Genomic DNA, 20478 nt, shown 5'->3' with positions numbered 1-20478 from the left:
TTGTTACTCACATCACCGAGATAACCTTCCTTTAACAAATAACGATTAACAGAGAGGGTATAAGGGATAAGGTGCAGGGTTTAAGGAATAGGGTATGAGGTATAAGGTGTATACTTAGAGCCGGTTTCCGCCCTAAACCAGCTATATTTGCACTTTATTTCGAGATATGGAAAAAAGCAACTTTGTTGACCAGATACGTATTTTTTGCCGCAGCGGACATGGTGGAGCGGGCAGCCGGCACTTTATGCGCAACAAGTTTACCGCTTTAGGTGGCCCGGATGGGGGCGACGGAGGTCGTGGTGCACATATTATTTTAAAGGGTAACCGCAACCTGTGGACCCTGCTGCACCTGCGTTATTTTAAAAATGTTATTGCCGAAGATGGCGAAGGCGGAAGCGGCAACAATAAAACCGGCCGCTTTGGTAAGGATGTGATCATTGAAGTACCACTGGGTACCATTGCTATAGACGAAGAAACCGGCGTACAGGAAGTGGAGATACTGGAAGATGGCCAGGAAGTGATCTGGATACCGGGTGGTAAGGGTGGTTTGGGCAATGCGCATTTTGCCACACCTACCAACCAGGCGCCCGAATATGCACAACCGGGGCTGCCGGGTATAGAAGCTACTAAAATACTGGAACTAAAAGTGTTGGCCGATGTGGGCCTGGTGGGTTTTCCCAATGCCGGCAAGTCAACCCTGTTATCGGTTATTACCGCCGCTAAACCCAAAATTGCCAACTACGCTTTTACCACCATTACCCCTAACCTGGGTATTGTGGCTTACCGCGATGAGCAAAGCTTTTGTATAGCCGACTTACCCGGTATTATTGAAGGTGCGGCTGAAGGTAAAGGGCTGGGGCATCGTTTTTTACGTCATATTGAACGTAACCCCGTGCTATTGTTTTTAATACCCGCCGATAGTGCCGACCATAAAAAAGAGTTTGCTATTTTAGTGAACGAGTTAGAAAAGTATAATCCTGAATTGTTGCATAAACAGTTTGTGATCGCTGTCAGTAAAAGTGATATGCTGGATGAAGAGTTAATGCAGGCCATTAAACAGGAGTTACCGGCCAATATTCCCCATATTTTCATTTCATCGGTAACCAATAAAGGCTTAACCGAATTAAAAGATTTGTTGTGGAAAGCGCTGAATACAACGGAGACGGAGGGTTAAGGTTGTTGTTTTAGTTTTATAGTACAGGCTGCAGCTCCCTGATAGGACTGAACTTGCGACGCTCCGTTCAACAGCAGTAATGCTATGAATCATAAGGCGCCTTTTTTCCTCTTATAATAAAGCCGTAATAAAAAAAACAGTACTGAGGTACACCCACAGTATCGAGAAAAGGATATGCATGGCGGTTTCGAACTTCTTCCCTTTCCATAATTTACTGGAATAGCCAAAGAACTGGATATACAAACGTATAGCCCAGAAAATACCGAGCCCTAAAGCAATGGTTTTACCCAGTCTGGTATGCACCAGGTCAAAAGAAGAGGTGAAACAAAGCAACCCCATTAAAAATAACATCAGGGCAATAAAGAAGGTATGTATCACCATCATCTGTTTATTTACCAGGCTTAGTGAACTTAGTTCTTCCTTCCATTTAAAATAGCCTGGGAAAACCAGGTGTATACATGCTAACAGCATTAATAAAGGACCAATTATTTTATAATGTATTTCCATGTGCTTGCAATATAAAGGTGGTGATAAATGGCGTTGTCTTTATTTCCTGTTGTACAACCAGACCGGCCCTGGCAAAGGTATTTAACCAGGTTTTTTTAGCATGAAAATGCAGGAAGCCAATAGTATAGGCGAAAAAATTGTACCTGTCCCGTAAGTGTTCGGTAACGTATATATGACCGGATGGAGTTGTAACCCGTTTCAGTTCTTTAAAAAATGCTATTCTTTCGGCCTCGTTCCTTATTTCATGTGCCGATAGTACCGCAACTGTTTTATCAAAATGATTATCTGGAAAGGGCAGGTGGTTTGTGCTAACCGGAATGGTACCAGGGTCGGGCGGATAAGCCTTCCTTGCTCTTTTAATAGATACCTCTGTATGGCGAACCGGGTTATAAAAATCACAAATGGTAATTTGGGCCTTAGGATATTTTGCCGCAATAAGGGCGCTGGTTTCATCAAAGCCGGCATTAACGGTTAAGATACGCGCCCGGTCATTTGTTAGGTCATTATCCAGCCAGCTCAACCTGTATAAACCTGACCGGTCATATATATAAAAGGAGATGGCCAGAGAAATGACGATTGTAAGAACAGCTACCGCTATGGCCCATATCCCAATTTGTTGCAGTAAAAAAGGGAGGTAGGTTTTGATAAGAAAAAAAGCAAGAACTGCAACTATAGCCAGCATATAAAAATGCCAGTTAAAGCGGATAATATTGGTAACACCCTGGTATTTTGTTCTATTGGTCACAGACAATTTTAATAATGGTTTATTTGGTGCCAAAGCGGTGTTGCAGGTCTTCCGGCCGGCCTTTTTTCCAATAATAAGGAATATTCCTGATCTCGAAAGCATTGGCCAATACGGCGCCCTCCAGGTGTAAACTATCCAGGAAGGTAAAGTGAAAATCTTTGATGTTGATAGGCTGGGGCTGCCAGTTTTCACGTACCCCTTCAATGATCAGTATTTTTTTATCTGCCTGGTTATAGGTAAAAGTAAAAGGCAGGGGACCCGCAAAGCGGCGGGCTTCTTTCCAGTCGGCAAAAGGCGAATGTGGCGGTAGCGGAACAGCTTCACCAGGCTCCTCAATTGTAACAGCGAATTGTGACTGCCTGGATTGAATGGTGCGTATACCCTTTGACATACCCTGTTCAATATCAGTAGTAGTATAGTTATAATGAGTAAAAATATTACCGAAAAATTCCATCTTCTTCTTATCGGTCTCCGATTTAATAATATAAAGGCCTCTCAGTCTTTTACCGGCATTAGTAGTATAACGCACAAAAATGCGGTAACCTATCAGGAAAAAATCATTACCCATAAACCGGGGGAATCCCTTAGGCCTCAGCCCCGAGGTTTGTACCATGGCAATGGCAATAAAGGCCCATTTATCCTGGAAGGTATCGAGCTCCAGGCATTCCGGTATAAGGGGTTGCAATTGTTCTTTGGGAACAGCAAATGTCAACACTACAGAGCTCTTAAAAAATGCTTCCACGGCAAAGGGGTGAGATTTTAAAAACTTCATACAGGGTTGTTTGGGGTTATATGCTTTTCAGCAAAAAAATGGTTGTAATACACGACTACGATGAATACAAGTGCAAATAAGATATTTAAACGGCCCCATAAAAGCAGGTCCGGAGCCAGTACAAACTCAATAATATTCATCAGGGCTACCACGGTTATTTGTACAACAGTGTTTAACTTTTGTTTATACCTGCTGATGATCCACAGGGCCATCAGTATTTCGGAGCAACCTATCAGTATGGTTAAAAGGGGAGCGTATTCAGGGCCCAGTATCCTGGCTACGATCTGTTCGTGCCTTGGTACCAGGTGCAAAACTTTACAGAATAAACCGTTGATCAGCCAGACGGCTGCAATCAGGTAAGTAAGATGGGTATGTTTTACAGTAGGTGTCAACGGTTATAAAATGTCCTGTGGTTTATACTTACATGAGGCACTCCTCCACACAAACAATAGCTACATCCCGGCTTATTTCCTGCATTTTTTACAAATGCCTTTTGCTACTACTTCTATATGATTGGTACTGTAACCCTGGGGCAGCTTTAGCTCAGGGGTTACCACATTATCCAGGCAAAAGGTCTGGGCACATTTATCGCAGATAAAATGTACATGGTGATCGTGGTGATGGCCCTGGGAACAATTATCCTTACAGAGGGCATATAACACGGCATTATCAGCGGTGGGAATGGTATGGATAATGCCTTTTTCCGAAAAAGTCTGCAATGTGCGGTATACGGTTACACGGTCAAACTTCTCACCGGCTTTTTTTTCAATATCGCTATGAGATAAAGCGCCATCCTGGTTCAGGAAAAGCGTAAGGATCTTTTCCCGGCTGGCGGTAACACTAAGGCTGTTACGTTTTAATATGGTTGTTATTTCCTCTTTCATAGCTAACCCTATAACAAGTTTAAGGCTTTAAAAGTTTTTTGGCATCGGCTATTAACTTATTCACTTCCGATTTTTTTAAACCGTCGTATATCTTGCGCACATTACCTTCTTTATCAACCAGGGCAAAAAACTGGGAATGAATAAAATCGTCCTCGATGCTGCCCAGTGGATTTTTTCCGTCGTCAATGGTATAACTCAGGCGGGCCATATTGTACAGACTGTCCTTACGGCCGGTTAAAAAGATCCATTTATTGGTGTCAACCTGCATCGAATCGGCATAACGTTTCATGCGGGGTACCGAATCCACCTCGGGCTGGCAGGTATGCGATAAAATTAAAAAATCGGGTTCGTTCTTTAACTCCTCGTATACCAGTTTCATATTGTTATTCATAATGGGGCAGATACCCTGGCAGGTAGTGAAGAAATACTCCACGGCCTGTACTTTACCCTTTACATCGTTATTGGTCACCACTTTACCATCCTGGTTGGTAAAGGCAAAGGGTCTTACGGTACTGATGGGCGGGAACTCCTTGGTATTAAATTCGGGGACCAGGCTTACTACTAAAAAATAAAAGCCCACAGCTAAAGCGGCAAAAAAGCCGAGGTATAACAAACTCTTCTTGGACATACCTGAAATTTGCTGCAAAGGTACGACCCATGCAGTCAATTAGGTAGCAAAAAAAGAATTAAATGGTTAAATTTTGCAACATTGTTGCTTTTATTTACCTTTGCTGTCCTTTATGAATTTTAAGATCAATTGGGACGCGTTGGGGATTACGGCTTCTATAGCCTGTGCGATACATTGTGCATTGCTACCCTTGTTTTTAAGCAGCTTACCACTGTTTGGTATTAACATTATTCACAACTTTTGGTTCGAAGCAGGCATGGTATTGCTGGCCTTTATTATCGGGGCTTATTCGCTGTACCATGGTTACAAAGGCCATCACCATAAAATATTACCGGTAGTATTATTTGTGCTGGGTATGGCAGCTTTATGTGCCAAACTTTTCTTTGCGCATCATGAAAACTGGTTGTTAATTCCGGCCGTTGGGTTTATTGTATCGGCCCACTTTTTAAACTACCGTTTATGCCGTGGCCATAACCATGCGCATGCTGATGACTGTGATCATTAGTTTTTTCTTTATTGTACAGGGTTATATTGTTGTTTATCTGGTAAAACTGTCGTTTGTCGATTGACCATTGATGGGCGTTAGCCTATGTTTTTATTTTGGGTATAAAATAAAAATATATGAAAACGACGACCTGCACCCGGATGTTCACCTTAACCCTGCTAGCCATCGTGCTGGTTGGTTTTGGCAGCTGTAAAAAAGACAAGAAAAGCCGTCCCGAAAATTTTTTAAACTCCTACCTTGAACAGTCAGGGTTTAACCAGAAAGTGACTGACCAGGCAGTACATTCGGAATTCGGCCTGTTTTTTAATGTCCTGAAGGCCGGTGTTATTCAAAAAGTATATGTTAAAATACCTAAGGTACAGAATGATGTTCGCGTTACTATCTGGGAAGTGGCTGCCAATAAGGTTTTGTATAGCCAGGTGGTAAATGTAAGCACGGCTAATGCCGTCTTTAGTTCGGATGTGACAGGCTTGTCCCTGCAGCCGGGTATAGAATATGCCATTACCATTAATACACTTTCCTTTTACCAACGGAGAAAGAATGATAACAGCAATGTCACATACCCGTACACCTGTGGTAATATAAAAATATTGAACTATAAATGGGGAGGAGGCGGATCACGTGTCATACCATCCAACATCGAAAGAGGTTATTATGGTGGTGATATGTCCTTCGATTTCTTACCCAATGATTAGTCAGGATAATGTAAGTTATAAATGAAAAAGGAACCCGATGGTTCCTTTTTTGCTATATTGTTTTCTTCTGTTCCAAAATGCTCCAGCTGGTTTCTTCGGCAATGATCGTATTATTCAGCGTACCCAGGTTATCAATCTCCATCTCTACCACATCATTGGGCTGCAGCCATTGTTCGGGGTAATTGGGATCGTTTAACTTGCCTGTACCGTTTAATTCCAAAAAGCAACCGGTGCCTACGGTGCCGCTGCCAATTACATCGCCCGGGTAAAGGGTTACACCATAAGATGCACGTTCAATAATTTCAGCAAAGGTCCAGTCCATATCACCCACATTACCACGGCTCACTTCCACACCATTTACTTTACAGGTCATGGTCAGGTTCCAGCTGCGGCCGGTATGGTTGGCTTTGGCCGGTATTTCAAACTGCTCCAGCTCGTCCAGTGTTACCAGCCAGGGGCCGATAACGGTGGCAAAATCTTTACCCTTGGCCGGCCCCAGGTTCAATAACATCTCTTCCATCTGTAAACGGCGGGCGCTCATATCGTTCATGATCATCAGGCCGCCGATATATTCATCAGCTTGTTCGGCAGGAATATTACGGCCTTGTTTGCAAATAACAATGGCTGCTTCCAGTTCAAAATCCAGCTTTTCAAAATGATCGGGCATGCACAATATTTCACCCGGTCCCTGTATGGTATGATGGTTGGTAAAATAAAAAATGGGGTACTGGTCAAACTCGGCAATCATGTCAACCTTGCGGTTACGACGCGCAGCAGCCACATGCTGGCGAAAGGCATAACCATCGCGGCAGCTGGTTGGGAAGGGCACGGGGGCCAGTAATTGTAACTCATTTACCGGAACACCGGAGCCTGTACCACGCCTGCCATCCAATATCATCTGTACACCGGCTTTGGCAACGGGGTATACATTGTCCCAGTACATTAAAAACATATTCATGGAATTGGGCATGTCAGGGTGCAGTACATCCATATCATATACCAGGCCATTGACTAGAACACCTAATTGTTCACTTCCTTCTTTTATGTACGAAACTATTTTCATGAAATGAGTATTTTTCTACGGTAATACAATCGGGCTGCAATTTATACCAAATGCTTTAGAATGCCGTCATAAGTTTGTGATATATGCCGGTGAAAGCTGTGCAGGTTTGTGTATTTTTATACGGCAAAAAGGACCTCTTAAATTATTCAGGTAATACCCATATCACATGAAAGCGATCACTTTATTTTTCAGCCTGGCAGCAGCGACGGTAGTACAGGCACAGGCCGATACCACCATCCATGTATATTTTGACAACAATGTTTTTACGCTTACACCGGAACAGCAAACTACCCTGGCAGCTTATAAGGCTCATACCGTTTGTGTGATCAGCTTTAAAGGATATGCCGATACGGTAGGCAGTACGCAGAATAATAAAATACTGGCACAAAGGAGAGTAGCAACAGTGGCCGCTATTTTTGAAGATGTAGCCAACTGCAGTACCGGTAACCAGCTGGCAGCAGGCGAAACAACCGGCTTTGGTACTGCATTAGAGGATAACCGGAAAGTAGAGATCAAACTGCGCCTGCAACCTGCAGATAAAACAAACAGTACTCCCGCCATTATCAAAACCATCAATAATTTTACGATCCGTTTTTTACCTGACAGGGCCGAGATCGACCCGGCTTCGGCACCATACCTGGACCAGTTATTCAATGAGCTGAATACTTTCCCCGATGCCCGCTTTGAAATAGTAGGTCATATTAACCTGCAGGGTAAAAAAATAGTTGGCCCCAACGATAAATTTTACAAACTGTCACAGGCAAGGGCTAAACTGATCGCCGATCTCTTACAGCAAAAAGGTATACCGGCCAGCCGCCTGCAACATAAGGGTGTAGGTAATAGTCAGCCGCTTCATCCAAACCCCGTTAACCAGCAGCAACAAAGAGAGAACATGCGGGTGGAAATTAAAGTGTTACAGTAAAATAAACTGCCGGGTTAAACGGTATAACAAGTTTTTATACGGCAAAGTATTTTGTTTGGGTTATTTTTGCGGGCTGTACACCATACATTTATTCATACTTGCCATTGCATTGTCAATGCATGAAAAACATTTTTGTTCATGAAACTTTCGCATTTATCGGAAACACTGATCGGCTCTGAAATTGTTAAACTGGGTGGAGAAATAAAAGAAAAAATAAGACAGGGGCATAAGATATACAATTTTACTATCGGTGATTTTGATCCGGCCATATTTCCCATACCACAGCAACTGGAAGATGATATTGTAGAAGCTTATCGCCAGCACCTGACCAATTATCCCCTGGCAGAAGGTAACCTGGACCTGCGGGAATCGATCGCAGCCTTTACCCAACAAACAGCGGGATTACAATATGGACTGGATGAGATATTGGTAGCTTCCGGTGGACGTCCCCTGATATATGCCGTGTTCCGTGCTGTTTGCGATGAGGATGATAGTGTTTTATACGCCGTGCCCAGCTGGAATAATAACCACTATACGCATTTTGTAAAAGGAAAACATATTGTGATAGAAGCGGGTGAGGCCAATAACTTTATGCCCACTGCCGAAGATATTGCACCGCATATACAGGAGATCAGCCTGCTGGCCCTGTGTTCTCCGCAAAATCCAACTGGTACTACTTTCCGTAAGGAAGCGTTAGCAGCCATCTGCGACCTGGTAATAGCAGAAAACAACCGCCGTGGTGCAGATGAGAAAAAGTTATACCTGTTATATGACCAGATGTATGGCCAGCTTACTTATGGCGATATACAACACCATGATCCCGTATCCTTAAGGCCGGAGATGAAACCTTACACCATTTATATTGATGCCATCAGTAAAGTATTTGCGGCTACAGGTGTACGGGTGGGCTGGAGCCTGGGACCTGCCCGGGTAATTGCCAAAATGAAAGCCATTCTTACACATATCGGCGCCTGGGCACCTATGGCAGAGCAAAAGGCCACGGCTAAATTTTTAAAGAACCAGCCTGCTATTGATGCATTCCTGCAGCATTTTAAAGCCGAAACAGAATACCGTTTAAGAACGATATATGATGGTTTTATAGCCATGCAGCAAAAAGGATTACCGGTAACGGCCATTGCTCCCGAAGCGGCCATTTATTTAACGGTAAAAATTGACCTGGCCGGTAAAACAACAGCGGAAGGAACCGTTTTACAAACTCAGGCGGATGTAACCAGCTATATTTTAGATGAAGCCAAAATAGCCCTTGTACCTTTTTCTGCCTTTGGAGCGGCTAAAACAAGTGCCTGGTACAGGCTAAGTATTGGTACCTGTAAAAAGGAAGAAATACCGGCCATGCTGCAATCTTTACAATCGGCGGTAGAAAAACTACAATAAGATCAATTATAGTGTATTGACATTAAAACCTGTCCGGGATAAACCCGGGGGCTTGTTATGTCTGTATCAGGTCTGCATACTATTATCTTAATACTATATTCTGTTATCTTCATACTATATACCGCATACCATGGAAAAACTTGACCTGACTAAAAAGTACAAAACCTACTTCACGGCAAAAACAAAACCTGAAATAGTGGAGATAGGACCGGCACAATATCTCAGTATAGCCGGTAACGGTGATCCTTCCGGTGAGGCATTTGCTGCCCGTATTGAAGCGCTTTACTCAACGGCTTATACACTAAAGTTTGCCTGTAAAGCAAAAGGTAATGACTTTGTAGTATCCAAACTGGAAGGGCTCTGGTGGTATGATGAAAACAAATATACCGGTAAAAACATGTCCAATGCTTCAGTCGATATTCCCCGGAGTGAATGGGAATACAGGTTACTGATCCGCCTTCCCGATTTTGTAACAGAAAGCAACCTGGAAACGTCTAAAGAAACAGTGATAGCTAAAAAGAACAACCCGCTGGTGCGTGAAATAGGTTTGTATACCATGAACGAGGGTAAATGTGTACAGATGTTACATATTGGTCCTTTTGCAACCGAGCCGGAAACCTTACAACAGATCATGGCTTTTACAACAGCCAATAAACTGGGCAGGAACGGCCTGCACCACGAAATATATTTATCCGACTTCCGGAAAACGGCACCGGAAAAACTGAAAACGATCTTACGGGAGCCGGTGAAATAGTAAAAGTGACTGCTTCTGTCAGCTTTTTTTAAAATAAATAAGTGCCACCCTCTAAAATATTGCTTCCTAAACTGTTCAATCTTAAACCACTGTCCCTTGTTAACATTGCGGTAACATTGCGGTCATAATTGCTTAACCTGTGGTTAACATTGCAGTAATTTTCTACCAGCAATTTTGCCGCAAATTACTGCTATGCAATTTTGGCTTCGTTCCGCATTTAGCTTCTTACTTATTTTAATGGTTAGTGCCTTAACAGCACAAAACATACGATTAACCGGTAAAGTATTGGGCGATAAAAATGATCCGTTGGTAGGTGTAAACATAAAAGTGGCCGCTGCGGGTAAAACCGTATTAACCAATGTAGAAGGCCGCTATACATTTGAACTGGCTGCCGGTAAAAAATATGAAATTGAGTTTTCAGCTGTTGGTTATGAAACCAAGATCATCTCCGATGTAGAGGTAAAAGCCGGCCAGGTAAATGAGTTAGATGTGGTGATGACCGTACAGTCAAAAGAACTGGAAGGAGTGGTGGTGAGTTCAAAAAGAACAGGCGCCCGTATGGAAACCGTATCCTCTACTATTGCCTTTCAAAAAAACACCAATACCGTTGCTTCGGTAATCTCTTCAGAAAGTATCCGCCGTTCACCGGACAGGAATACCGGTGAGGTGTTGAAACGTACGCCCGGCGCCAGTTTACAGGATGGCAAATTCCTGGTAGTGCGTGGTTTGGCCGACCGTTATAATGCTGCCATGTTAAATGGTATATTATTAACCAGTACAGAGCCTGACAGGAAAGCATTTTCTTTTGATATGATCCCGTCGGCCATGATCGATAATATCATTATCAACAAAGCTTTTGTTCCTGAATATCCGGGTGAATGGGCCGGTGGCCTGATACAGGTAAATACAAAAGACATTCCCACGCAAAACTTTTTAAATGTACAGATAGGTACCGGTTTTAATACCCAAACAACCGGCAAGGATTTTTACAAAGCGAAAGGCGGTAAACTGGATTGGTTAGGATGGGATGACGGAACAAGAGGATTGCCTTCCAGTTATACGACCAAATCAGCGTTTGACCTGCTGACAAGAGCCGAAAAAACACAGATCGGTAAAGACCTGCAGAATGACTGGGCACCAGGACGGGTGAACGGTCAGCCTAACTACTCTTTCCAGGCCAACGGAGGATTTACCGGAAAATTATTCGGCAAAAAAATCGGCGGCTCACTGGGTATTAATTACAACCGTAATAACCGGTTCATAGATATTATTAACAGGTACCAGACAATTGGCGGTGCCGGTTTTGACCTGGAGTATGATTATAAAGATGGCCGGTATAATGAAGAAACAACAGTTGGTGGTTTGGCCAGCCTGTCAATCCAGTTAAACCCCTTAAACAAAATCTCTTTTAAAACCATCGCCAATATCAACACCAACAACTATGTAACTACCAGGGAGGGTGTAAGCATCGCAATGCATGCAGATGTAAAAGATGGTTTGGAAATTACTTTTAAACAAAACACATTCTTTACCTCGCAGCTGATGGGTGAACACTCACTGGCCAAAGCTTTAAAGTTTAAATGGTATGGCGCCTTTAATATTTTAGATGCTTATAGTCCTGATCAGCGCCGTGGCTTGTATACCAGGCCTACCGGAACCAATGATGCTTACCAGTTTTTAATGGGTAATACTTTAACCCAGGAAAGTGGTAGCCGTGTATTCCAGAATTTAAGTGACTATATCTATACAGCCGGTGGTGATTTAAACTACAGCTTTAAAGCTTTCGGGTATAATCAATCGGTTAAAGGTGGTTATATGCTGCAGGTAAAAGACCGCCTGTTCGATGCGCAGTTATTCGCTCATTATCTTCCCCGCGATAATCCGGCATTAAGACAATTACCGATCGATCAGTTATTTGCTCCCGGAAACTTTGGAGATGGTTCAGAAACCAGCAACCTGATCGCCTTTGACGCCATTAAGAACAGGAACTTCCGCTATATGGCAAACACCATTCTGAATGCCGGTTTTTTACAATTTGACAACCAGTTTGCCAAAAACCTGCGTGTGGTTTGGGGTGCAAGAATTGAAAGCTATGATCAGTTGATCGGCAGTGTTAAAAAATGGGATGACAGGCATGCACATTCAAAAGTAATTGATGTATTACCAGGCTTCAACGCTACTTATAAAGTAAACAACCTTACCAATATCCGTTTAACCGGTTCGCAAACAGTGGTTCGTCCCGAGTTCAGGGAGTTGGCTCCGTTAAACCTGTACGACTTTGAAGTGAATGCCGGTGTATCGGGTAACCCCGACCTGGTAAGGACAAAGATCACTAACCTGGATCTGCGGTATGAGTTATATCCAAGAGCAGGTGAGGTATTTACGGCCGGTGTTTTTTACAAATTCTTTGATAAGCCTATTGAACAATACTTACTGGGTATTGGTAGCGCCTACAGCTACAGAAACCCTAAACAGGCAAAAGCTTTTGGTGTGGAAGTGGAGTTCAGGAAAAAACTTGACTTCATCAACGGCCTCTCTAATTTCACTTTCCAGTCTAACGCTGCCTATATCTACAGCCGCGTAAAGGATGAGAACCTGAGAATTGACAGACCCCTGCAAGGTCAGTCTCCCTACTTATTGAACCTCGGTTTATTGTACGATTCAGAAAAACACGGGTTAAATGCAACTTTATTGTTTAACCAGATCGGTAAACGCTTATACCTGGTAGGTGATGTGAACATTGCCAACAGTGGTGTACCCGAAGTATGGGAAGCTCCGCGTCCGGTATTGGATTTCCAGATCGGTAAAAAAGTACTGAACAAGAAAGGCGAGTTAAGGTTTATGGTCAGCGATATTTTAAACCAGCGCCAATACTTCTATCAAAATGCCGACAGCAATACCAGCTTACAGAAAGATAAAGATCAGTACAGGTATGTAAGAAAATTTGGTACCACTTTCAGCTTAACATTTAACTATTCCATTTTATAATAACACAAGCAAAAAACAAAACAAGTATATGAAAAAGTACATCTTTTATCTAACTGCATTAGTAGCAATAAGTACTACAGCCTGTAGGAAAATTGAAACAGATGGCGAACCGATCATTATAGAAATACCCGGCAATGGCAACGGCGGAACAACCGGCAAACGCGTGGAATTAAAAGGTTTTATTGAAAAAGACACAACATTAAAAGCAATTGACAATAATATCATTACCGGAAAAGTGTACATACGCAAGGGCGCTACCTTAACTATTGAAAAAGGTGCTACCGTAAAAGGTACTTATACCGGAAGTGATGTAGCGGCTTTAATCATCAACAGGGGTGCTAAAATTATTGCACAAGGTACAGCCGATGAACCCATTGTATTTACTTCAGCTTCTTCTACACCTATTTCAGGTGACTGGGGTGGTATTGTAATATGCGGTAAAGCGGCTAATAATGGTAATGCCAATGGTGTACAGGGCTTGTACGTACCGGAAGGGGGCATTCATAACTTTACTACCGGCGACGGTGTATCCGGTTCAGGCGATGCTGAAGTGCCAACTCCTGTTAACAATGATAACTCAGGTATTTTAAGCTATGTGCGTATTGAATATGCGGGTTATGCTTTCCAGCCTAACCAGGAGATCAACAGCTTAACCATGGCTTCGGTTGGCAGCGGAACACAAATTGACCATATCCAGGTTACTTACGCTAAAGATGACGCGTTTGAGTGGTTTGGCGGTACAGTTAACTGTAAATACTTAATTGCTTACAAAACACAGGATGATGATTTTGACAGCGATTACGGCTTTAGCGGAAGCGTACAGTTTGGCCTGATCATTCGTGACTCTTCTATTGCTGACGTTTCAAAATCAGAAGCTTTTGAAAGCGATAACAACGCTAACGGTGATAACCTTACTCCTCAAACCAGCGCTGTTTTCTCTAATATCACGGCTTTCGGTCCGCAGGCCACTTTAAACAATGTGGGTAGCTCTAACTATCATGGTGCGGCGGTACAGATCAGGAGAAACTCTTCTATCTCTATCTTTAACTCGGCTTTTGTAGGCTGGGCTACAGGTATCTCTGTTGAAAACGATAAAGGAACTACCGATAAAAATATCCAGGATGGCAAACTGCAGTTAAGCGGTATTGTATTAGCGGGTTGCAAAAAACCTTTAAACCTGGTAACCAGTGCAGCCAGCGTATATACTCAGGCTACATTTGAAGCATGGTTCAACACTGCTGCCAAACAAAACAAGATCCTGACTACGGTTGATGATATCCGTTATACCCGTCCTTTCGATTATTTAAACCCCGATTGGCAGCCTTTTGGTAACTCTGCTTTAGTAATTGCCAGTGCTTCCAACAACTATTTTGATGATCCTATCATCAAGGCCCGTCCTTTCATTACCAAGGTTGATTTCCTGGGTGGTATTGCCCCTTCAGGTGCTGATGCAAACTGGTATAAAGGCTGGACCAAATTCAACAATAACTAATCGTTTCACACATACATACAATGTCAAAGGGCCGGTTTTCCGGCCCTTTTGTTATAATAAATAATATTGCGCTAACAAATAGGTAACAATCGTTGTGCAATTTTACGATAGCTCTTTACTTATTCAGTCGTTCCAACTGTCGGTGGTATCTCTTATCAGCGGCAGTTTTCTCATGCAGTTGGCCATCCCAAAGAAACCTATCCAATCCTTTAGCAAACGCAGTTTTATACTTTGTATAACCTAAGTGTTTGGTACAAGGGCCTGTATTTTTGGGGTGGTTTTTTTTATGTTATCAGTTGTAGCTCCCTGTTCTGCATACTTGCGTCGCACACTTCAGCTGCAGTAATACTATTGAGCTGGTACAGTATTGCCAATATTTTCTGCACCTTTTAAGCATAGTGCCTTTTGATCGCGGGCATTATTTTTAAAGGACTTTCATTTTTACAAAATACGGCGATAAGTTACCGGCCTGGTGGTTAAACTAGGAGCTATTACCAGGTCTTATGCCGAAAGCACAACCTGAATGTAAGCTGGGGTAACTAATATGCCCCGCGTTTTAGCTATTGATAGCTGCAAAGAATGCCTGTAGCTTTTCTTTGTCCAGTTTCCCGCTGGTTCTTACACCACTGCACAGGTCAATGCCAAATGGCTGTACTTTGTCAATAGCCTGCCTTACATTCTCCTTATTCAGGCCGCCGGCAAGGTATAGGGGTATATCAATGGATTCGCGTATAGTACGGCTCAGGTCCCAGTTATGCGTCCGGCCGGTACCACCCAATTCTTTTACCGCCAGGTTGGGATTGCCGCTATCCAGTAAAATGGCATCTACATGTTTTGATACTTCTATAGCTTCGGTAACGGAGCGCTCATCTGTTACATGAATAACCTGCACCAGTTTTACAGCAGGCAGCTCCCGGCGTAATGTATCATATTGCCGTTCGGCCAGCGCATCTACGATCTGGATAACAGAAGCATGTACTTTTTTATAGTGGCTGATAATGGCTGCAGGATCGGTTTCGCTGGTGAGTAAAAAAGTTGCCACGGGCGGCGGTACGGTCTTTACAATAGTGCTGATCAGCTCATCGCTGATAACACCGGGACCGCTGGGCATATGCCCCACCAGGCCCAATGCTGCAGCACCACATTCAACGGCCATCCTGGCTTCTTCCACACTGCTGATACAGCATATTTTTACCCTGGGTATTGTTATCATGCCCCAAATATAAGCCGGTATAAGAACAGTTTTATAATCTGGGGTAAAGTAGTGAGAACATCTTATACGTGATTGTAGTGGCTGCTATGGCCTTACATCCAGGGTAAAACCAATGGTGGTGCCCACACCTTCGCGGCTGCGCACATGGATGGTCTGGCCGTGGGCCTCGATAATATGTTTACAGATAGCCAGTCCTAAACCACTGCCGGTTACATCCATGCTGCGGCCACTATCCGTACGGTAGAAACGTTCAAAGATGCGGGGCAGGTTTTTTTCGGCAATGCCGGTGCCGTCATCACTTATTTCAACGAGTACATGTTTATCATCGGTATTGTACATGCTGGCAGTGATAGTGCCGTTTTCTTTACCATACTTAATGGAGTTTTCAAACAGGTTCAACAGTACCTGCCTGACCTTCTCCTTATCGCCATACACCTGCAGGGGCATTTCGCAGCCTTTTTTAATGCTGTATTTAATGTTTTTTGGTTTGGCCACAATCGCAATGCTGTCAAATGTATCTTTTACCAGGTCCTGGATAATAAAACTTTGTTTTACCAGGGCCAGTTCACCGCGTTCCAGGCGGGATATTTCGTCCAGGTCATTTAACAGGTTGGTTAAACGCGTAACATTGGCTGCCGTTTGTTCCAGGAATTTTTTATTAACGTTGGCATCATTCAAAGCGCCATCAAGTAAAGTGTCCACATAACCCTGTATGGCAAATACCGGGGTTTTAAACTCGTGGGAAAGGTTTTGTAAAAACTCTTTGCGGAATTGTTCGTTAGCCCTTAATAATTCTATCTCCTGTTTGTTGGCATTGGCCCAGGCTTCAACATCGGCCTGTACCTCGCCGATACTTTTTTGGGGCAGGATGTATTTGTAATAGGTCTCCTCTCTTTTGGTGGCCTTGGTCTGGTAAATAAATTTGTAAATGAGCTTTATTTTACGGTAAATAAAACGTTCCAGCACAAAGGATATTAAAAAGTAGCTGCAGATAAATACCGTAAGGAATGACCCGAGTACATAGGCCCAGTTACGTTCAATAACAGCAATAAAAATACTGATAGGGATGGCGAGTATCAAGGCGGTGAATATAGATAGTTGCCGGGGCGATAAATTTTTGATAAAAACCATACCTGCAAGTTAGAGATTGTTTGTGGTAGATAGTGAGATGTCAATAGTGAATAGTGAATGGTCAGTGGTCAATAGTGAATGGTGAATAGTCAATGGTGAGCGAAGTATATCTATACAAATGTATGCAAAATGCTGAATAGCCATACGGGACGATGCAGTGAGTGACCCCGAGTTCCGTTTTACTTGTCGGGGCAGGCACAACTACAGCTGATAGTAGTAATGCGGCCGGTTATATAATAATTACCCCATACTTGTGAGGGGCATGAGGTAATTATAGTTATTTAAAATACGGATTACAGGTCAAATTTATAACCTACCCCTTTTACTGTAGTGATACAGTCAATACCCAGCTTCTGGCGTATTTTGCGGATATGTACATCAATGGTACGGTCGCCTACAATTACCTCGTTACCCCAGATAGCATTGAGTATCTCGTTACGTAAAAACACACGGCCGGGTTTAAGTGCCAGTAAGTACAGCAGCTCAAATTCTTTTTTCGCCAATACTACCTCGGTATCATTGATGAAAACAATAAAACGTTCGGGATCTATTACCATGTCGCCGATCTTCAGCACACGGTTATCGGGCTTGGGTGCCCTGCGGAATAAGGCATTGATGCGGCTGATAAACACTTTAGGGCTCACAGGCTTGCTTACATAATCATCGGCTCCTGTTTCCAGGCCCTTTACCTGGGTGGCTTCATCGCTAAGTGCGGTCAGGAACATGATCGGCGTTTCTTTAAAAGCCTCCTGTGAACGCAGGAGCTCACAAACTTCCACACCGGTTTTGCGGGGCATCATTACATCCAGCACTATCAGGTCAGGCTGGTTTTTCCTGGCTTTTTCCAAAGCATCATCACCGTCCTTTGCGGTAACTACATCGTAACCCTCTTGTACCAGGTTGTATTTTAAAATCTCGATAATATCCGGTTCGTCGTCGGCAATTAATACCTTGCGCCCAAAATTTTCCATGCAGCGAAATTTAGTGCAAACCTACCCCCATTTTGCAGCATAGTGAAATATACTGTGGTCATTAACACAGACTTAATGATAAGTTAATATCAACGCACCTGCGTGAAACCGGTAATTTTTTCACGAACCTGCAGCAACTGCCGTAAACAGGCTTTTATAGTAACAAGTTGAGTATTAATTTATTCTAATATTTGATAGTCAACCGGTTATATATTATTTGGCATAATATTTACTGGAATAAGCTACTATAATTGTCAAACAATACATATGTCTGACTGTTAATGGGTTACCCCCACTATTGGTGTGCAACTGAAAGGGGTGTAATTTTGTCTTTATCAGGCAGTTCAGTTTTTCGCGGCTGCCGTACAAAAAAAACTATGATGCTAACAATTTTTACTAAAAAAACCAAGGCGCTGGGTGTGATGCTGATGGCGGTGGGTGCTGTTTACGGGCAAACATCCTTTAATGATTCTATAGCCAAGGTTCCTATTTTCAGGCAGGGATTTCATGACCGTGTAAACAAACAGCAGGAGATGATCGATCTGCTGGACACCAAGAATGACAAATTTTTAAATGCATCGAAAGACCCTGAAAGGGATTTTTTAATCAGCCGGGCTTTATTCAATGGCGTTAACCAGATTAAAAATTATATTGAAATAACACCGGCACTGCCCAAAGACCAGGACAAAAAAAGAGCGCTGGTGAGCCTGGAGTCCTTACTTAAAAACTATATCAGTTACTATAAAAAACAAACCTTTAATGTTTTTTATACACCCTTACTCGTAGATAATTACAGGCTGGCTTTGGATAAGGTTATCCATGATCAGTCTATTGATTCCATTATACAGGTATCGCCTTATGATGTGGCCAACCTGATCTACAACTCTATTTCCAACGATTATCCTATCGCCAAATCGGCCAAAAACGTATTGATCTTAAAATATTGTAAGCTCAATCCTGACAAAACCTTTTTTACCTTAAGAAATAATCCTGAAGTACCGTTTGCTGATAGCCTGATCAGGGTAGTAGGTAAGAAGTACCCGCAACAATTATATGATTATGCCCAGGCCAATAATACACTGGGTTATAAAATAAGGAATATTGTTGATGATGATTTTATTAAGGCCGTAGTAAAAATGTCGCAAAGCCGGAGCGGCCAGTTATACTTTCCTTTTTTAACCAATATTGTAAACGGCAAGCTGACCATTGATGATGTGGACGCGGCGACCAAAGACTCAGTAAAATATTTCCGTTTACTGGTGAATACCCAGATGGATTATGTATCGCGTATGATACATGAAAAAGATACGGCCCTGGCTTTCCGCGAACTGACGAAGATGCTGGAGAAGAAAGCAAAGGATGTTTTTGTAAATACCATTAATGGTCTGCATAATGAAAACGATAATGTACGTTTCCGCTGTCTGCAAAACCTGACGGCAGAAGAGTTGTACTATGTTGCCGTATTGACCAATGGTTTAATTTATACCTCCAGTTATACCAGCGGCGTTTACCCCTTAATGATGAAGAAGGCGAATAACCGTGGTGATTCTTTACTGGCCCGCCTGAACTTTGACCATTACCGCCGTTTTATCAGTCAGGCAGCTGCCTATAACAAACTGGGAAACTTCCTGGGCTCTTTCCCCAATAAGGACGATTCACATAAACTGATGCAGGCTTTTGTGAATAACCTGGAGAACAGTGATGGCCTGGAAGATGGGGTGGATGTAGCCGACTCTTATGCCAGTATTACGGAAACATTAAAGCCTATTGCCGATGAAATGCTGGTAAATGTAAAAATGAATTACGACCGGAATGTGAGTGCCAATAATAAACGTGGCATGGCTATTTACAATATTTTATACCAGTTATTCCTCTCGGCCGATAGTACCAAAAAGGTTGACCTGACGAAAGAGTTAGGTATACCTCCGGTATATACCATGCCTAACAGTTCGCTGGTAAATGATAAAGGTGAGGTGATCATGCAGGTTTTCTTTTACGGCGACCAGGACGGCAAGAATATCTTTAACGGTTTCCAGAATATGTTTGCCCCTGCTAACTGGTCAATAGACCGCAGCAACAGTCAATGGATCACCATTAAATCAACAAAGGGTAAACCGGTGATCATTTATGCGAACCGGCCACTGCCGGAGGAAACGGGTGAAGATGATAAGGCCCAGCAGGCCCTGAATGAATATTTAGAGACCAATAATATCCGTACTACGGTAACCATACACCGCGGTCACAGCTATTATGCCGAGTCAACCATCGCCTATATGGCTCCTTCATCCCGTATTGTTTTTATGGGATCCTGCGGCGGCTTTAACCTCATCAATAAAATTTTAGATAAATCCCCGGATGCACATATTATTGCCTCTAAACAGATTGGTAAAACCATGATTAATAAACCTTTTTTTGATCTGTTAACCGAGGATGTAAGAGCCGGGAAAAGTATAGACTGGCTGGAATTTTGGAAAAGATTTGAAGCAAGGGCTAAAATTGACGGGTTTGAAGATTATATACCACCTTACAAAAACCTGGGCGCTATTTTTATCAAAGCCTATAAAATATCGATGGGTGAGGATGATGGTGATGAATCACGTGCGTTTTAATGTTCAGGAATTAAGGCAGGAAACTTAAAC

At 42.9% G+C, this 20478-nt stretch carries 19 protein-coding genes; 9 read left to right on the top strand and 10 right to left on the bottom strand.

The window, feature by feature from the left end; translation table 11 throughout:
• Nucleotides 1-166 precede the first annotated feature (166 nt).
• On the top strand, nucleotides 167-1174 hold the full coding sequence (obgE, locus tag ACFS6H_RS02550) for a GTPase ObgE (RefSeq protein ID WP_386094904.1): 1008 nt from the start codon (nucleotides 167-169) through the stop codon (nucleotides 1172-1174).
• A gap of 111 nt (nucleotides 1175-1285) precedes the next feature.
• Here the strand turns inward: obgE and ACFS6H_RS02545 are convergent, their stop codons facing one another.
• The 6 genes from ACFS6H_RS02545 to ACFS6H_RS02520 all read right to left on the bottom strand — a co-directional run bounded on the left by ACFS6H_RS02545 (nucleotide 1286) and on the right by ACFS6H_RS02520 (nucleotide 4710).
• Entirely contained in the window at nucleotides 1286-1681 is a 396-nt protein-coding gene (locus tag ACFS6H_RS02545; RefSeq protein WP_386094903.1) for a hypothetical protein, read from the bottom strand.
• Nucleotides 1665-2426 carry a class I SAM-dependent methyltransferase gene (locus tag ACFS6H_RS02540; protein WP_386094901.1) on the bottom strand — a complete coding sequence of 254 codons (762 nt, stop codon included), beginning with the start codon at nucleotides 2424-2426 and terminating at the stop codon, nucleotides 1665-1667. Before ACFS6H_RS02540 ends, ACFS6H_RS02545 begins: the two co-directional genes overlap by 17 nt.
• A gap of 19 nt (nucleotides 2427-2445) precedes the next feature.
• A complete protein-coding gene (locus ACFS6H_RS02535) occupies nucleotides 2446-3198 on the bottom strand; it encodes a DUF2071 domain-containing protein (RefSeq protein ID WP_386094899.1) in 753 nt (250 codons plus the stop codon).
• Complete coding sequence (locus ACFS6H_RS02530; protein ID WP_386094898.1) at nucleotides 3195-3590, bottom strand: DoxX-like family protein; 396 nt, start codon at nucleotides 3588-3590, stop codon at nucleotides 3195-3197. The genes ACFS6H_RS02535 and ACFS6H_RS02530 overlap by 4 nt, the downstream gene beginning before the upstream one ends.
• Nucleotides 3591-3662: 72 nt before the next feature.
• A complete protein-coding gene (locus tag ACFS6H_RS02525; RefSeq protein WP_386094896.1) occupies nucleotides 3663-4082 on the bottom strand; it encodes a Fur family transcriptional regulator in 420 nt (139 codons plus the stop codon).
• Nucleotides 4083-4101: 19 nt separating this feature from the next.
• Nucleotides 4102-4710, bottom strand: a complete 609-nt coding sequence (locus ACFS6H_RS02520; RefSeq protein ID WP_386094894.1) for an SCO family protein — start codon at nucleotides 4708-4710, stop codon at nucleotides 4102-4104.
• Between the two features lie 112 nt (nucleotides 4711-4822).
• On the opposite strand from ACFS6H_RS02520, the gene ACFS6H_RS02515 reads away from it, so the two are divergent.
• Both ACFS6H_RS02515 and ACFS6H_RS02510 read left to right on the top strand, forming a co-directional pair.
• Nucleotides 4823-5215, top strand: a complete 393-nt coding sequence (locus ACFS6H_RS02515) for a MerC domain-containing protein (protein ID WP_386094892.1) — start codon at nucleotides 4823-4825, stop codon at nucleotides 5213-5215.
• A 116-nt stretch (nucleotides 5216-5331) separates the two neighbouring features.
• Nucleotides 5332-5910 carry a hypothetical protein gene (locus ACFS6H_RS02510; protein ID WP_386094890.1) on the top strand — a complete coding sequence of 193 codons (579 nt, stop codon included), beginning with the start codon at nucleotides 5332-5334 and terminating at the stop codon, nucleotides 5908-5910.
• 52 nt (nucleotides 5911-5962) lie between these two features.
• Here the strand turns inward: ACFS6H_RS02510 and ACFS6H_RS02505 are convergent, their stop codons facing one another.
• Nucleotides 5963-6973: a fumarylacetoacetate hydrolase family protein gene (locus ACFS6H_RS02505; protein ID WP_386094888.1), complete on the bottom strand. Its 1011-nt coding sequence runs from the start codon at nucleotides 6971-6973 to the stop codon at nucleotides 5963-5965.
• A gap of 166 nt (nucleotides 6974-7139) precedes the next feature.
• Here ACFS6H_RS02505 and ACFS6H_RS02500 point away from each other — a divergent pair, with 166 nt between their 5' ends.
• The 5 genes from ACFS6H_RS02500 to ACFS6H_RS02480 all read left to right on the top strand — a co-directional run bounded on the left by ACFS6H_RS02500 (nucleotide 7140) and on the right by ACFS6H_RS02480 (nucleotide 14524).
• Nucleotides 7140-7895, top strand: a complete 756-nt coding sequence (locus ACFS6H_RS02500; RefSeq protein WP_386094886.1) for an OmpA family protein — start codon at nucleotides 7140-7142, stop codon at nucleotides 7893-7895.
• Between the two features lie 138 nt (nucleotides 7896-8033).
• On the top strand, nucleotides 8034-9290 hold the full coding sequence (locus ACFS6H_RS02495) for a pyridoxal phosphate-dependent aminotransferase (RefSeq protein WP_386094884.1): 1257 nt from the start codon (nucleotides 8034-8036) through the stop codon (nucleotides 9288-9290).
• 130 nt (nucleotides 9291-9420) lie between these two features.
• Nucleotides 9421-10044, top strand: a complete 624-nt coding sequence (locus tag ACFS6H_RS02490; protein ID WP_386094882.1) for a GyrI-like domain-containing protein — start codon at nucleotides 9421-9423, stop codon at nucleotides 10042-10044.
• A 192-nt stretch (nucleotides 10045-10236) separates the two neighbouring features.
• Nucleotides 10237-13032 (top strand): TonB-dependent receptor, encoded by a 2796-nt coding sequence (locus ACFS6H_RS02485; RefSeq protein WP_386094880.1) that lies wholly within the window; start codon nucleotides 10237-10239, stop codon nucleotides 13030-13032.
• 28 nt (nucleotides 13033-13060) lie between these two features.
• Entirely contained in the window at nucleotides 13061-14524 is a 1464-nt protein-coding gene (locus ACFS6H_RS02480; protein WP_386094878.1) for a hypothetical protein, read from the top strand.
• A gap of 556 nt (nucleotides 14525-15080) precedes the next feature.
• On the opposite strand, the gene ACFS6H_RS02475 is transcribed toward ACFS6H_RS02480, so the two are convergent.
• From ACFS6H_RS02475 to ACFS6H_RS02465, 3 genes are all read right to left on the bottom strand, one after another.
• On the bottom strand, nucleotides 15081-15737 hold the full coding sequence (locus ACFS6H_RS02475) for a phosphoribosylanthranilate isomerase (RefSeq protein WP_386094876.1): 657 nt from the start codon (nucleotides 15735-15737) through the stop codon (nucleotides 15081-15083).
• A gap of 84 nt (nucleotides 15738-15821) precedes the next feature.
• Nucleotides 15822-16868: a sensor histidine kinase gene (locus tag ACFS6H_RS02470; RefSeq protein ID WP_386094874.1), complete on the bottom strand. Its 1047-nt coding sequence runs from the start codon at nucleotides 16866-16868 to the stop codon at nucleotides 15822-15824.
• A 293-nt stretch (nucleotides 16869-17161) separates the two neighbouring features.
• Nucleotides 17162-17839: a response regulator transcription factor gene (locus tag ACFS6H_RS02465; RefSeq protein ID WP_386094872.1), complete on the bottom strand. Its 678-nt coding sequence runs from the start codon at nucleotides 17837-17839 to the stop codon at nucleotides 17162-17164.
• A 377-nt stretch (nucleotides 17840-18216) separates the two neighbouring features.
• Between ACFS6H_RS02465 and ACFS6H_RS02460 the strand changes: the two genes are divergently transcribed.
• Nucleotides 18217-20448 (top strand): hypothetical protein, encoded by a 2232-nt coding sequence (locus ACFS6H_RS02460; RefSeq protein WP_386094870.1) that lies wholly within the window; start codon nucleotides 18217-18219, stop codon nucleotides 20446-20448.
• The last annotated feature ends 30 nt before the right edge of the window (nucleotides 20449-20478 follow it).

This window comes from Terrimonas rubra (assembly GCF_042686025.1).
Taxonomy (GTDB): Bacteria; Bacteroidota; Bacteroidia; order Chitinophagales; family Chitinophagaceae; genus Terrimonas; species Terrimonas rubra.
The sequence above is the reverse complement of the archived record's forward strand: the minus strand, read 5'-3'. Positions and strand labels throughout refer to the sequence as shown.

Coding starts and splice junctions, on each gene's coding strand:
- ACFS6H_RS02465 (WP_386094872.1), bottom strand. CDS start 17,839: ATGGAAAATTTTGGGCGCAAGGTATTAATTGCCGACGACGAACCGGAT.
- ACFS6H_RS02505 (WP_386094888.1), bottom strand. CDS start 6,973: ATGAAAATAGTTTCGTACATAAAAGAAGGAAGTGAACAATTAGGTGTT.
- ACFS6H_RS02460 (WP_386094870.1), top strand. CDS start 18,217: ATGATGCTAACAATTTTTACTAAAAAAACCAAGGCGCTGGGTGTGATG.
- ACFS6H_RS02495 (WP_386094884.1), top strand. CDS start 8,034: ATGAAACTTTCGCATTTATCGGAAACACTGATCGGCTCTGAAATTGTT.
- ACFS6H_RS02520 (WP_386094894.1), bottom strand. CDS start 4,710: ATGTCCAAGAAGAGTTTGTTATACCTCGGCTTTTTTGCCGCTTTAGCT.
- ACFS6H_RS02545 (WP_386094903.1), bottom strand. CDS start 1,681: ATGGAAATACATTATAAAATAATTGGTCCTTTATTAATGCTGTTAGCA.
- ACFS6H_RS02515 (WP_386094892.1), top strand. CDS start 4,823: ATGAATTTTAAGATCAATTGGGACGCGTTGGGGATTACGGCTTCTATA.
- ACFS6H_RS02500 (WP_386094886.1), top strand. CDS start 7,140: ATGAAAGCGATCACTTTATTTTTCAGCCTGGCAGCAGCGACGGTAGTA.
- ACFS6H_RS02475 (WP_386094876.1), bottom strand. CDS start 15,737: ATGATAACAATACCCAGGGTAAAAATATGCTGTATCAGCAGTGTGGAA.
- ACFS6H_RS02525 (WP_386094896.1), bottom strand. CDS start 4,082: ATGAAAGAGGAAATAACAACCATATTAAAACGTAACAGCCTTAGTGTT.
- ACFS6H_RS02490 (WP_386094882.1), top strand. CDS start 9,421: ATGGAAAAACTTGACCTGACTAAAAAGTACAAAACCTACTTCACGGCA.
- ACFS6H_RS02485 (WP_386094880.1), top strand. CDS start 10,237: ATGCAATTTTGGCTTCGTTCCGCATTTAGCTTCTTACTTATTTTAATG.
- ACFS6H_RS02535 (WP_386094899.1), bottom strand. CDS start 3,198: ATGAAGTTTTTAAAATCTCACCCCTTTGCCGTGGAAGCATTTTTTAAG.
- ACFS6H_RS02470 (WP_386094874.1), bottom strand. CDS start 16,868: ATGGTTTTTATCAAAAATTTATCGCCCCGGCAACTATCTATATTCACC.
- obgE (WP_386094904.1), top strand. CDS start 167: ATGGAAAAAAGCAACTTTGTTGACCAGATACGTATTTTTTGCCGCAGC.
- ACFS6H_RS02480 (WP_386094878.1), top strand. CDS start 13,061: ATGAAAAAGTACATCTTTTATCTAACTGCATTAGTAGCAATAAGTACT.
- ACFS6H_RS02510 (WP_386094890.1), top strand. CDS start 5,332: ATGAAAACGACGACCTGCACCCGGATGTTCACCTTAACCCTGCTAGCC.